Consider the following 13,087-nt stretch of genomic DNA (forward strand, 5'->3'; position numbering starts at 1 on the left):
AATGGAGTATGATACGATTATTATCGGCGGTGGTGTCATTGGGAGCGGGATTGCTTATCACCTTTCCGAGGTGCAACCCGATGGAATTTTAGTCCTGGATAAAGAATTCCCTTTAAACGGAACCTCCGGTTCAACGCAGGGGTGGGTGTGGGTACAGAGCAAGGTTCCCTCCTGGTATGGGGAACTGTCGATGTTCAGCGCCGATCTCTACGAGTTCCTGCCCCGCAGGATTGGTGATATTGAGTACAAACGTACCGGCGGCATAGGTCCCTTTTTTACGGAAGAGGAGCGGGAACTGGCCAAACGTCTGGCTGAGCTGCAGGCAGAAGTGGGGATACAGATTGATATTCTCAGCCGGGATGAAACCCTGGCGCTTGAACCGGCCTTGTCCCCTGAGATACTGGGCGCCACGTACTGCAGCATCGACGGCAACGTAAATCCCATGCGTCTCGTGGAACAGTATATGCGAGCGGCCAAAAAGAATGGTGTAACCTATGAATACTCTAATCCGGTTACCGGGATTGAAAAGAAACAAGGGTCTTACCTGGTGACAGCCCGGCGTGGCAGTTATTGCTGCAAAAAATTGATTCTGAGCGCAGGTGTGTGGACCAGCGACATAGGAAAAATGCTGGGGCTTGACATCCCTGTATATCCCGTGCGGGGACAAATTATTGTCACTGAGCCGGTGGCTCCCCTGTTCAAACACACGTTGTCGTCCATGCGGCAGGCAAGCAACGGAGAGGTGTTGATCGGTTACACCAAAGAATATGCCGGTTTTGACCGGAGCACCACGCTGGATGTCATGGAAGAAACTGCCAATTTTGGAGTTAAGGTTGTGCCGGTTCTGGCCAAAGCCAAAGTTGTGCGCAGTTTTGCCGGCTTACGGGTTATGCCTGAGGATGAAATTCCCATCATCGGCCATATTCCAGGTTTTGAGAATCTCTATATTGCCGTAATGCATAGCGGCGTTACCTTATCGCCCCTGGCCGGGGCCATTGTAACGGAACTAATCACCGAGGGCGAATCGTCCATACCCATTGACCGTTGCAGTATCACGCGTTTTGCCTAGCAAGAGGAGGAAAAAGAAATGGACATTCTCGTATGTATAAAACAAACCTTTGATTCAGAAGCCAAGATTGCGCTCACCGTCAATGGCCAAATTGATGCTGGCGGCATTCATCTTGTTATCAATCCGTATGATGAATATGCCATCGAAGAGGCAGTGCGGCTTAAAGAAAAGTTTGGCGGTGAAGTTACCGTTCTCACCATCGGCGGCAGCCGGGCCCAGGACGCACTCCGGACGGCGCTGGCCATGGGGGGCGATAAAGGCCTGCTGATCGATGCTCCGGAGCTTATGGCTGCCGACGAGTGGGTTGTCGCCGAAATCCTGGCGAAAGCCGCGTCCACGCTGTCTTATGATTTGATTCTGGCCGGGCGGGTGGCTATCGATGACGGTTCAGCCCAGGTAGCGGTCCGGCTGGCGGAAAAGCTAGCCATTCCTGCGGCTGCCAGCGTGGTTAAGCTAAGTATCAGCGAGAAGACAGCGACTGTTATCAGGGAGATTGACGGTGGTACCGAGGAACTGGAAATCCGTCTACCTGCGGTACTGACTGCCCAAAAAGGCCTTAACGAACCGCGCTATCCGTCGGCAATGAGCATCATGAAAGCCAAAAAGAAAGAAATAAGAACACTCAGTTTGGCCGACCTGGGACTTGATGTAAAAGACCTGTTGCCCAAAATGAACATTGAGAGGTACATGCTGGCCGAGCCGCGTCAAACCGGGCGGAAACTGGCAGGCGATATACCGCAGGCGGTAGGAGAGTTAATTCATATTTTACAAACCGACGTTAAGGTGTTGTGAAGGGAGTGCTAATTTTGTCAAAAGGTATCATGGTTTTTGTAGAACAAAGTCAGGGAAATATCCGTAAAACATCGTTAGAGCTCTTAAGTCAGGCCAGTGTGATTGCCGGTCAGGCGGGCGAAGCAGTGACTGCCGTCATTTTAGGCCAGAATATCGAAAATCTGGCGGATGAGGCGATACAATACGGTGCGGACAAAGTAATTGTGGCGGATGCGCCGCAGCTTGAGAAATATACTATCGGGCCGTATACCCGGGTCCTCAAGAGTATCATTCGGCAGGAAGAGCCGCAAGCCGTCTTACTGGGCAATACGGCCACCGGCCGGGAACTGGCTCCCCGCCTGGCTCAACGTCTGGGTGTAGGGCAGGCTTCCGACTGTACCGGCCTGGAGTATGCTGCCGATACCTTTTTGCGGTTCAAGCGTCCGGTTTATGCCGGCAAGGCTCTGGTCTATGTGTCGTCCAAGGTTCGTCCGGTTGTCGCCACCATTCGCCCTAACACCTTTCAGGCTGTTGCCCGTGTGCCGCAGCAGCAGGCTGTGGTGGTAAAATATCCGGTTGAGTCAGAGGCTGCCGAGCTTAGCGTTATTATCAGGGAAGTAGTGCTGGCTGGCTCCAAGCGTCCTGAACTGACCGAGGCTAACATTATTATCGCCGGTGGCCGGGGTCTGAAAGGGCCGGAGCATTTTGCCATGCTTGGCGAGTTTGCCGATACTGTGGGCGGGGCGGTAGCTGCCTCCAGAGTGGCGGTGGATGCAGGCTGGGTTGAACATGAGTATCAGGTGGGGCAGACAGGCAAAACCGTTTCGCCCACCCTCTATATTGCCTGCGGTATTTCCGGAGCCATCCAGCATCTTGCCGGGATGGGATCAGCCCGATGTGTGGTGGCCATTAACAACGACCCGGAAGCAAACATTTTTAAAATAGCCGATTACGGTATTGTCGGGGATGTCTTTGAAGTAGTGCCGATGTTAACACAGCAGCTCCGGAAAACGGCGTATCCGCAGGTGTAAAACTTTAAGCTGCAATATATACAACTACAGCCTGCCAAGGCAGGCGCAAAGCGAGGTAAGCTATGGCTGGGCGGCAAATTTACTGGAATATCGAAGGGCATAGTTGGCTCTATCTGTTATTTATCATTGCGATTGGATTTTTCGTGTATGGTGTCTACCGGCGTCTTTCGCTCTGGCGGCTGGGCCGGCCGGATAACCGGTGGTGCAGCATCCGGGAAGCCATTCGCGACAGCATTGTCTATGGCTTTAGGCACAAGCGGCTCCTGCAAGAGCCGTATCCGGGCCGGATGCATCTTTTCCTATTTTGGGGTTTCGCGTTTTTGTTTATGGCGACCGTTACCGTTGCCATCCATGCAGACCTTGGGCTGCCTATATATCAAGGCTTCCTGTATATGTTTGTCAAGTTCAGCGCCAATCTGTTTGGGCTGCTGGCCTTGGCGGGAGTGGTGCTGGCAGCGTGGCGCCGTTATGTGGAAAATCCACCGGGGCTGGATAATCAGGCGGATGACGCTGTTACAATTTGGCTGATTTTTTCCATCCTGCTGACCGGCTTCTTCTTGCAGGCAGTCCGGATGGCGGCAGTTCCCGAGCCTTTGGCCAGCTGGGCATTTGCTGGTAAGTGGCTTGCTGTGCTGTTGGCAGGCTTTGACAGTTCTTTCCTGGCGACCATACATCAGTTTCTCTGGTGGTTTCACGCCGGGCTGGTGATGATATTCTTTGGCTATTTTCCCTATTCAAAGCTGTTTCACATCCTGCTGGTACCGCTGAATCATTTTTTGCGTAAAAGGAGTGATACCGGCGTACCGGAGCCCATCAACTTTGACGATGAAAGCCTGGAATCATACGGGAAAGGGAAGCTGGCTGAATTCTCCTGGAAAACTCTGTTTGACACGGATGTCTGTGTACGTTGCGGGCGCTGTCAGGACCACTGTCCCGCTTTTGCCAGCGGGAAGCATTTAAGCCCGAAAAGCATGACACAGGCTCTTAAAAGCCACATGGAGGAGCTTGGTAAGGCGCAAGCCGCCCCCAAGAAACAAATTACAGCCGGTGAGCGTGAAACAGCCGCTGCCGTTGAAGTTTCTCCGGTGCCCGCGTTGAGGACGCTTATTGGCGAGGTTGTGGCTGAAGAGGACCTTTGGTCCTGTACTACCTGCCGGTCGTGTGAGCAGCAGTGCCCGGCCTTTGTTGAACATGTGGATAACATCGTGGAAATGCGGCGTAATATCGTATTGATGGAAAAACCCTTCCCGCCGGAAGCTGCACATGCGTTCCGCAACCTGGAGAGGAATGGCAATCCGTGGGGGATTGGCTCAAGTACCCGGGCTGAATTCTTTAAGAGCCTGGGTGTGTTGACTTACGAAGAAAACCCGGCTGCCGATATTTTGTACTGGCCAGGCTGCTTTGGCGCATTTGATGCCCGCAGCCAGAAAGTTTCCCGTTCCCTTGTACGGTTGCTGCAGACGGCCAAAATAAATTTCGCCATTCTGGGGAACGAGGAAAAATGCTGCGGTGATTCGGCGCGACGGCTGGGCAACGAATATCTCTACTCTATGCTGGCTCAGGAAAACATTGCCGTACTTAAAGGGTATGGCGTAAAGAAAATCCTGACCCAATGTCCGCATTGCTTCCAGGTTTTGAAGAAAGAGTATCCACAACTGGATGGCCGTTTTGCAGTGGTTCATCACACGGAATACCTGCTGGAGCTCGTGAAAACAGGCAAGCTGCCTGCAAACAGCCTGGCAGGAAAAACGGTCACTTATCATGATTCCTGTTATCTGGGGCGGTATAATCAACTGTACACGCAACCGCGGGAATTGCTGGCGTCAGTGGGGCTGACCCTAAGAGAAATGACGCGATCCGGGGAAAAAGGCTTTTGCTGTGGTGCCGGTGGCGGACGGATGTGGCTGGAAGAAAGTTCGGGCAAAGCCATTAATAGGATTCGCGCCCAGGAGGCGGCTGCAGTGAACGCCGAAATGGCTGCCACCGCCTGTCCATTCTGTCTGACCATGCTGGGGGAAGGAATCGCGTCACTGGAAAGCAAAGCAACAATGGCCACTTTGGATATTGCCGAAATATTGGAGCAAGCGTTAGACCTGCGGTGATTCGCAGAAAAATCCGGCAAGTGATTTGTGCTTGCATGACAAAAGTATAAATTGTGATAAAAAATACATATTGGTAAAAATTTCATTGACAATGGTAATAAATTATACTAAAATAATAATTGAGAATAATTATCAATAAAGTACTGGCTAAAGGCCGGTATTTTTTTAAGGCTAAATCGATAATAATTATCACTATACTCGGGAGGGATGCCGGTGAAAATAACAACGAAACTGCAAATACTGATGACTATGGCCACTGCGCTCCCTGTCGCAGTGATTATACTGATGGATCAGATGGCGATTGGCGCCGGCACAGCCGCACTGGTCGGCCTTTTAGGGCCGTATTTGGCGGCTCGCTGGCTGGTGACCAGAGATCTGGAGGAGATCAGGAACTTTTGTAAACTGGTCAGGGAAGGAAAGTACCTGATACATATGGCATTGCCGAATGAAGCGCCGCACGAAGGCGGGGAGAATGAATTCGTTTCAGTGCAGCGGGACATGAACTGGATGGCCCGGGAAATCAAGATACGGGAAAGCCAGTTAACAGAAGCCATTAGCGAACTGGATACGGCTCAGCAGGAATTAATTGAGCAGAAAAAAGCGCTGGAAGCAGCCAATCAGTGCTTGAATGAAATGGCCATGACCGATCCTTTGACCGGATTGTCCAACAGACGGCACTTCTTTGACCATTTGGAACAGGAAGTATGCCGGTCCAATCGCAGCGCTCATCCGATATCTTTGTTTATTCTCGATGTGGATTACTTCAAAAAGGTGAATGATACGTACGGGCATCAGTCGGGCGATGCCGTTTTAATCGGCATTTCACGTATTTTGCGTAACCGGCTCAGGCGCAGTGACATGGCCGCCCGGATCGGCGGCGAGGAGTATGCGGTTCTGCTTTCGGAAACCAATGTAGCCAAAGCTGTGGAAGTAGCCGATGAAATACGGGACAGTATCAAAGAATATCTGTTTCAAACCGGTGATGGACAAAGCATCCGGGTTACGTGTTCTGTCGGGGTCTGCGGCAATGCGGCAAATGAGTACAGTACAACCGAATTGTTGTATAAATACGCCGATCTGGCGCTGTATAATGCCAAAAATACCGGCCGGGACCGGGTAGTTTGTTATACCTGTGAGAAACCGGTAAGCGAGTTGGCTCACGTAACAGACTTGCTGGAGCAGAAAGGTGTGACACATTGATGGAAGCTTTGCTCCAAAGCACCGGTGTGCATGAGTTTGTGGAGGCTTTTACGGCGGCGCTTGATGCTAAAAATACCTATACCAAGGGGCATTCCGACCGGGTTGCCGAAATAGCGGCGGCCATTGCCAAAGCGCTGGGACTGAGCAAAGCCACGCAGGATAGTATTCATGTGGCCGCCCATCTGCATGATATCGGGAAAATCGGTATTCCCGATCATATTTTGCTTAAACCGGACAGGTTATCGTCCGAAGAGTTTGAAGTAATTAAGAGTCACCCCCAAATGGGTTTTGAAATACTTAACAAGGTCACGTTACTGCGGCCTATTGCCAAAATCGTCCGGCATCATCATGAACGCTGGGACGGGGGCGGGTATCCCGCCGGACTTGCCGGTAAGACCATCCCCTTAGGAGCCAGGATCATTGCACTGGCCGATGCCTTTGACGCAATGACCAGCGCCCGTTCCTACCGGGCGAGGATGTCGCAGGAAGAGGCCGTGAAAGAGGTGTTGCGCTGCCGGGGGACACAATTTGATCCCGATATTGCCAACGCCTTTGTTGCGCTTTGCCAAAATACCAAATGGCCGGCGGAACTGGCGGCTGTTAAACCCCTTAGTGAAATGCGTCCGGGTGAGAAGGGGCGGGTAACCCAGCTGACCGGAAAGGGGCCCCTCTTGCAGCGCATGCTTGATCTGGGAGTCATTACCGGCACCAAAGTAGAAGTGCGGAAATATGCGCCGCTAGGTGATCCCATGGAAGTAAAGATTCAGGAATTTAATTTGTCTTTGCGTAAAAACGAGGCAAAATTCATCGAGGTGGCTGTGGAATGACGAATTTGCAGCTGACACTAGCGCTTGCCGGCAATCCTAATTGCGGCAAGACAACCCTGTTTAACAACCTCACCGGGGCAAAACAGCATGTAGGCAACTATCCCGGCGTCACGGTCGAGAAACGGGAAGGTTTTGCAAAATATCAGGGTAAAGAGTTTCTTATTGTGGATTTGCCCGGGGCTTACGGTTTGATGGCTCATGCGGCCGATGAGCTTGTTGCCCGCCAGTTTATTGTTCATAACAAACCGGATATCATTATCAATATCGTGGATGCCAGCAACCTGGAGCGTAATCTGTATTTTAGCCTCCAGTTGCTGGAATTGGAACGGCCTGTCGTTATGGTTCTGAATATGGTGGATGTTGCTGAAAATAATGGCATACAGATTGATGACAAACGGTTAGGTGAATTGCTACGTATACCGGTAATCCGGACAATTGGCCGGCAAAACCGGGGGACCGAAGAGGTTCTGGCCATGGCTGCCGCAGCCGCCGACGAGCGGGCAGCGCCAGGGTCCACTTTCCGGTACAGTGAACCTATTGAAAATGCTATCAACAAGATTAGCGGACATTTGGCGGGGATCAAAACAGGGCTGCGTTTTCCCCGGCGCTGGCTGGCGTTAAAACTATTGGAGGATGATCCGGAAGCCCGTGAATATTTGCGCCATATAGCCGGGGGAGATGAGGCCATTCTGACAGCGGCCGTTTGCAACCGGGAACTGGACGGACAGTCCGGTGATCCGGCGCTGATGATTGCTGAACAAAGGCACCGGTTTGTTGCCGGGATATATGGACAAGTTGCTGCCAAAACCCGGGATAACACCTTGAGTACTTCCGACAGGCTGGATATGGTCCTGACAGGAAAATACTCCGGACTGCCCATCTTTTTCGGTCTGATGTGGCTGCTTTTTAATTTTGTGTTTACTGTAGGGGCTTACCCGCAGGAATGGATCGAAGAGGGTTTTGACGCTTTGGGCGGTTTTGTCAGCCCCCTGCTGGCAGATGATGATTTGCGGTCTTTGCTTGTCGACGGAATTATCGGCGGAGTCGGCAGTGTTATTGTTTTTTTGCCCAATATTCTCATCCTGTTTCTCGGCATTGCTTTTCTTGAGGATACCGGTTATATGGCGCGGGCCGCCTTTATTATGGACAGGATCATGCGGGCCGTTGGGCTTCATGGCAAGTCCTTCATTCCCCTGCTCCTAGGCTTCGGTTGCAGTGTGCCGGCCATTATGGGCGCGCGGACCCTGGAGAATCCCCGTGACCGGCTTGTTACTGTACTGGTTACCCCGTTTATGAGCTGCAGCGCCCGCCTGCCGGTCTATACTGTTTTGACTGGAGCCTTCTTTGCGGAAAGTATGGCGGGAACTGTGCTCTTTTCTCTCTACCTGCTCGGTATTTTACTGGCGGTGCTGGTGGCCCGGCTGTTCCGTACCCTGGTGTTTAAGGGCGAGAGCGAGCCTTTCGTTATGGAAATGCCGCCTTATCGCCTGCCAACCTTTAGAAGCATATTCATCCATATGTGGGAGCGCAGCCTGCTCTATTTGCGAAAGGCCGGCACCATTATACTGGCCGTGTCGATCTTAGTATGGTTCCTGGTAAATTACCCGGCAGCCGATCATATTGCCGGCAGTTACGCAGGACAACTGGGAAAACTGGTTGAGCCGTGGATACTGCCTTTAGGCTTTGACTGGAAGCTGGGAGTGGGGCTGGTATCGGCTTTTACCGCCAAGGAAGTGCTTGTCAGCACTTTAGGTACACTCTATAATATTAGCCAGACCGGCGAGATTGCGGTAGATCTGCAGCAGGCTTTAAGCAGCGATGCGGCCTACGCCTTAATGGTGTTTGTGCTGGTATATTCACCGTGTCTGGCAACCGTTGCCGTTATTAAACGGGAGACCAATTCCTGGCGGTGGGCGCTGTTCAGCCCAGTATATACCACCCTGTTGGCCTGGCTGTTAGCTTTTGCTATATATCAGGCGGGAAGTTTGCTTGGCTATTAGTTCTCTCATCCAAAAGAAGAAGCTGCCAATAGCAGCTTCTTTCAGATTGTAGACAAAGTCGAGTTGTCGCCATTAGCACTGTATATTTTAAGAATAAGCATGCATTAATATACTTCTTTTCTATCTTTGGTATAATTAAGGAAATAGGAGTTGGTAATACTGGAAAATCATAGTTTGCGGGGGAATGATATATGTGTCTTATATTCAGAAAAATAAGCAATTTTGATAGAGGGATACTGCACCGATTATTGGTGGATGGTTATTCCTTTGATAGCAGATGGCAGAAGCGTTTTGAGCCGGACTGGATAGAGTTTGATAATTTTTTCTTTGATAATTTAGGAATCGCAGATAAATCTGGTTTTATAACAACATTAAATGATGAGCCGATTGGACATATTTCCTGGGATCCAAGAAATAGGCCTGAATATGTGGCAATTGGACATAACTGCATTGCATCCAGATATAAAGGCAATGGTTATGGGAAAATACAACTTCAGGAAGCCATTCATAGAATTCTTCAGGATGATGCTAAAAAAGTTATTGTAACAACAAATAGCAGATTAGTTCCAGCACAACATATGTATGAAAATGTTGGCTTTAAGCTCCATCAGAAAAGGGAAAATAAAGGTGATGCTGCTTTTTCGGGTGAGTACATTGATTATGAAATTATTATATAAAACATAAAGTTGGACAGCCTCCAGTTTATACTTTACACACTATCCGTATAACATTAAGTTAATAGAATTCAATTTATTGAATTATACAAGCCAAATGCACGGAGCGTTTTCCGTGCATTTGGCTTGTATAAACATTCTATTTATTTATAGCAAAAAATCAAGAAATTAGTTTGTTTACGATCTGAAAGAAAGCTGCCAATAGCAGCTTCTTTTTTGCGTTGCATACATTTTTAAAAATACCGCAGCAATATGTACGCATGACAGAGAATAATGGAAACAAGCATGAGGGGAAAGGCAAGTTTCAGATAGGGGACAAAGTAGAGCCCAATACCGTTTTTCTCGGCAATTCCGGCCACAATAACGTTAGCCGAGGCGCCGATCAGGGTACCATTGCCGCCGAGGCAGGCGCCTAATGCCAGTGACCACCACAGCGGCTCCAGCGCCATGCCGGATAGTTGTCCTATTTCCTGGAGCATGGGAATCATAGTGGCCACAAACGGAATATTATCAATAAAGGCTGAGGCAATGGCTGAAACCCATAGCACCAATAGCGATGTCTGCAGCAGGTTTCCCTGGGTTACAGTAAGACACCAATGGGCCAGCTCGCCGATGACGCCGGCGGCTTTCAGACCGCCAACCAGTACAAACAGACCGATAAAGAAAAAGATGGTAGGCCATTCTACCTGTAATAAAACATCTTCCGGCTCCTCACGGCTGACCAGCAGGAGTAAAATAGCTCCTGCCAGGGCGATAGTGGCAGATTCCAGCTGAAGATAGCCGTGCAGGATAAAAGCGACAATGGTTATTCCTAATACAGTGAGCGACTTTTTTAGTAATTGCCAGTCTTTAATTTCATCTTTAAAATTAAGTTCCAAAACGGACAGGCGGCTCTGATCCTCAACCTGTAAGTCTTTGCGATATAGCAAGAGCAGCAAACCGACAGTTACTGCCAATACAATCAGGCTGATTGGGGCCAAGTGAAGGATAAAGGCATTAAAATCAAGATTGGCGGCGCTGCCAATCATAATGTTGGGCGGGTCGCCAATCAGTGTCGCCGTGCCGCCTATGTTGGAGGCAATAATCTCTGCTATCAGAAAGGGTACCGGCGTGACTTGCAATTTATCAGTCAGGGTCAGCGTAACCGGCACGATAAGCAGTACAGTGGTAACGTTGTCGAGAAATGCCGAAGCAAACGCGGTAATGAAGGAAAGCAGGGCCAAAAGCCGTAGCGGCTGACCATGCGTTATTTTGGCCGCCCAGATGGCGATGGCCTCAAAAACGCCTGTCCGCCGGGTGATAGCCACCAAAATCATCATGCCGGTCAAGAGGCCGATGGTATTAAAGTCAATATCATCCTTCAGCGCCGTTTCCTGGGTTAAAAAGCCGAGCAAGAGCATAACCAGACCGCCGGCCATGGCAACCACCATGCGATGAATTTTCTCCCAGATGATTAAACCGTAGGTTGTCAGGAAAATTATAATTGAACCCCAAAAAGCAATATCCTGCACATCAATGCGCCTCCCGGAACCAAGTCTGCTGCAAAGAGCCGATAGAGTCCGATTAAAGACTCTCTCTCAAAAATATACGTTACCAAAAATGATATGATATATCTCAGGCAGAGTCAACTGTAGTTTCCCTAAGGAAAGCTTGACAATACAGAGTGTCTTTGTATATTATATAACTACAAAAAAATAAGATTATTTAAGGAGGAGCCTGTCACCAAGGGCTCCTTCTGTATTTTTGGCAAATGATCAGGGAGGAACTTTGCGGGGGCTTCTCCCTGATATTTTATTTTTAAGAAATGAAATCGGAGAAATAATAAAATTAAAGGAGTGAAATACATGGGTGGTAATCAGGCCGCTATAGCCATAGGGATTTTTCTGGTGGCATATGGCTTAATTATTTCTGAAAAAATTCATCGCACTGTTGTGGCTCTTGCCGGTGCGGTGCTGGTCATCATGCTGGGGGTTATAAACCAGGAACAGGCACTCCGGCATGTTGATTTTAATACGCTGGGTTTATTGCTTGGCATGATGGTTATTGTCGCAATTACCGGCGAGACCGGGTTATTCCGGTTTCTGGCTATCTGGGCGGCCAAAGCCGTCGACGGCAATCCCCTGAAGTTAATGATTGTCTTAAGTGTCATTACGGCATTATGCTCAGCCTTGCTGGATAATGTAACCACCGTGCTGTTAACTGTACCGGTAACATTAAGCATTACTAAGCAGCTGCATGTAGCACCGGCGCCCTATTTGATCTCGCAAATCATAGCCTCCAATATTGGCGGCACAGCCACGCTGATTGGCGATCCACCCAATATTATGATTGGCAGTGCTGTTAAAGAACTGGACTTTCTGGCCTTTGTAAATAATCTGGCCGGAGTGGCCATGCTCATTCTTATTGTAAACATAGCTCTGCTGGCGTTAATCTATCGCAGGCAGCTTACAACAACTGCCGAACTAAGTGAAAAAATCAGAAGTCTTGACCCGGGAAAGCAAATTAAAAATCCTAAACTGCTTAAAATATGTTTAGCAGTTATGACGCTTACGGTTACCATGTTCTTCTTTCATCAACCACTGCATATGGAATCGGCTACTGTAGCTATCTTTGGCGCCGTGCTGCTGATTGTTCTCGCCGGCAAAAACTCCGATCATGAATTAGAACACATTTTTCATAAGGTTGAGTGGGTAGCGCTGTTATTCTTTGTGGGTCTGTTTATTCTGGTAGGCGGACTGGTCGAGACCGGGGTGATTTCCCTGCTGGCCCAAAAATCCATGGAACTGACTGCCGGTAATCCCGCCACCACGGCTATGCTCATTCTGTGGCTGAGTGCTATTGCTTCGGCCTTTGTCGATAATATTCCGTTTGTAGCTACCATGATTCCCCTGATCAAGGATATGGGAACGCTGGGCGTTACTAATCTGGAGCCACTCTGGTGGAGCCTGGCGCTGGGGGCATGCTTAGGCGGAAACGGAACCTTAGTCGGCGCCAGTGCCAATGTGATTGTCGCCGGCCTTGCTGCGCAGGAGGGATACCCCTTGTCATTCATGAAGTTTATGAAAGTGGGTTTTCCGCTCACTTTGTTATCTGTGCTCATAGCAAGCATCTACGTTTATGTGCGGTATCTGATTTAAACTGCGAATACAAATGGTTAGATTCGTCTAAGCTATCCAGTGTGGCTTGCGGTTTGATGCAAGCCATACTGGCAATGGAATTTTTTTCTTTGTACTCATTCACTATACCGCCATAGTCTTCTGTGGGTGTTATGGATTAGAGCCAGGCTTTGCGCATTGTCTTAATACGATTAGAATTATTGGCCGCATGATGATTAGCCAGACATACAACTTTTGATTATTGTATGATTTTGATGATAATTGAAAAACTAACAATTCTGTATTATAATTAAGTTG

At 49.3% G+C, this 13,087-nt stretch carries 10 protein-coding genes; 9 read left to right on the plus strand and 1 reads right to left on the minus strand.

From position 1 onward, the window contains the following. Position 1: 1 nt before the first annotated feature. The 8 genes from SATMO3_RS05055 (at position 2) to SATMO3_RS05090 (ending at position 9,677) form a co-directional block, all read left to right on the plus strand. On the plus strand, positions 2-1,069 hold the full coding sequence (locus tag SATMO3_RS05055) for an NAD(P)/FAD-dependent oxidoreductase (RefSeq protein ID WP_371378401.1): 1,068 nt from the start codon (positions 2-4) through the stop codon (positions 1,067-1,069). A gap of 18 nt (positions 1,070-1,087) precedes the next feature. Continuing rightward, entirely contained in the window at positions 1,088-1,861 is a 774-nt protein-coding gene (locus SATMO3_RS05060; protein ID WP_371378404.1) for a hypothetical protein, read from the plus strand. Between the two features lie 14 nt (positions 1,862-1,875). Further along, positions 1,876-2,871 (plus strand): electron transfer flavoprotein subunit alpha/FixB family protein, encoded by a 996-nt coding sequence (locus tag SATMO3_RS05065; protein ID WP_371378407.1) that lies wholly within the window; start codon positions 1,876-1,878, stop codon positions 2,869-2,871. Between the two features lie 62 nt (positions 2,872-2,933). Continuing rightward, a complete protein-coding gene (locus tag SATMO3_RS05070; protein ID WP_371378410.1) occupies positions 2,934-4,973 on the plus strand; it encodes a heterodisulfide reductase-related iron-sulfur binding cluster in 2,040 nt (679 codons plus the stop codon). A 213-nt stretch (positions 4,974-5,186) separates the two neighbouring features. Beyond that, positions 5,187-6,173: a GGDEF domain-containing protein gene (locus SATMO3_RS05075; RefSeq protein WP_371378413.1), complete on the plus strand. Its 987-nt coding sequence runs from the start codon at positions 5,187-5,189 to the stop codon at positions 6,171-6,173. Then, a complete protein-coding gene (locus SATMO3_RS05080) occupies positions 6,173-7,000 on the plus strand; it encodes an HD domain-containing phosphohydrolase (protein ID WP_371378415.1) in 828 nt (275 codons plus the stop codon). The genes SATMO3_RS05075 and SATMO3_RS05080 overlap by 1 nt, the downstream gene beginning before the upstream one ends. Continuing rightward, the gene (feoB, locus tag SATMO3_RS05085; RefSeq protein ID WP_371378418.1) at positions 6,997-9,000 is read left to right on the plus strand and encodes a ferrous iron transport protein B; all 2,004 of its coding nucleotides are present in this window, start codon (positions 6,997-6,999) and stop codon (positions 8,998-9,000) included. Before SATMO3_RS05080 ends, feoB begins: the two co-directional genes overlap by 4 nt. A 191-nt stretch (positions 9,001-9,191) precedes the next feature. After that, positions 9,192-9,677, plus strand: coding sequence for a GNAT family N-acetyltransferase (locus SATMO3_RS05090; protein WP_371378420.1), 486 nt, complete (start codon positions 9,192-9,194; stop codon positions 9,675-9,677). Between the two features lie 230 nt (positions 9,678-9,907). Here SATMO3_RS05090 and SATMO3_RS05095 read toward each other — a convergent pair whose 3' ends face one another. Then, positions 9,908-11,185: an ArsB/NhaD family transporter gene (locus tag SATMO3_RS05095; protein ID WP_371378422.1), complete on the minus strand. Its 1,278-nt coding sequence runs from the start codon at positions 11,183-11,185 to the stop codon at positions 9,908-9,910. 333 nt (positions 11,186-11,518) lie between these two features. Here SATMO3_RS05095 and SATMO3_RS05100 point away from each other — a divergent pair, with 333 nt between their 5' ends. After that, positions 11,519-12,811: an ArsB/NhaD family transporter gene (locus SATMO3_RS05100; RefSeq protein ID WP_371378424.1), complete on the plus strand. Its 1,293-nt coding sequence runs from the start codon at positions 11,519-11,521 to the stop codon at positions 12,809-12,811. Positions 12,812-13,087: the final 276 nt, after the last annotated feature.

Origin of the sequence: Sporomusa aerivorans, from assembly GCF_041428895.1 — a bacterium.
GTDB classification, from domain to species: Bacteria; Bacillota; Negativicutes; order Sporomusales; family Sporomusaceae; genus Sporomusa; species Sporomusa aerivorans.

Excerpts from the sequence above, each read along its gene's own strand:
- SATMO3_RS05090 (WP_371378420.1), top strand. The coding sequence starts at position 9,192 with ATGTGTCTTATATTCAGAAAAATAAGCAATTTTGATAGAGGGATACTG.
- SATMO3_RS05100 (WP_371378424.1), top strand. The coding sequence starts at position 11,519 with ATGGGTGGTAATCAGGCCGCTATAGCCATAGGGATTTTTCTGGTGGCA.
- feoB (WP_371378418.1), top strand. The coding sequence starts at position 6,997 with ATGACGAATTTGCAGCTGACACTAGCGCTTGCCGGCAATCCTAATTGC.
- SATMO3_RS05055 (WP_371378401.1), top strand. The coding sequence starts at position 2 with ATGGAGTATGATACGATTATTATCGGCGGTGGTGTCATTGGGAGCGGG.
- SATMO3_RS05060 (WP_371378404.1), top strand. The coding sequence starts at position 1,088 with ATGGACATTCTCGTATGTATAAAACAAACCTTTGATTCAGAAGCCAAG.
- SATMO3_RS05080 (WP_371378415.1), top strand. The coding sequence starts at position 6,173 with ATGGAAGCTTTGCTCCAAAGCACCGGTGTGCATGAGTTTGTGGAGGCT.
- SATMO3_RS05070 (WP_371378410.1), top strand. The coding sequence starts at position 2,934 with ATGGCTGGGCGGCAAATTTACTGGAATATCGAAGGGCATAGTTGGCTC.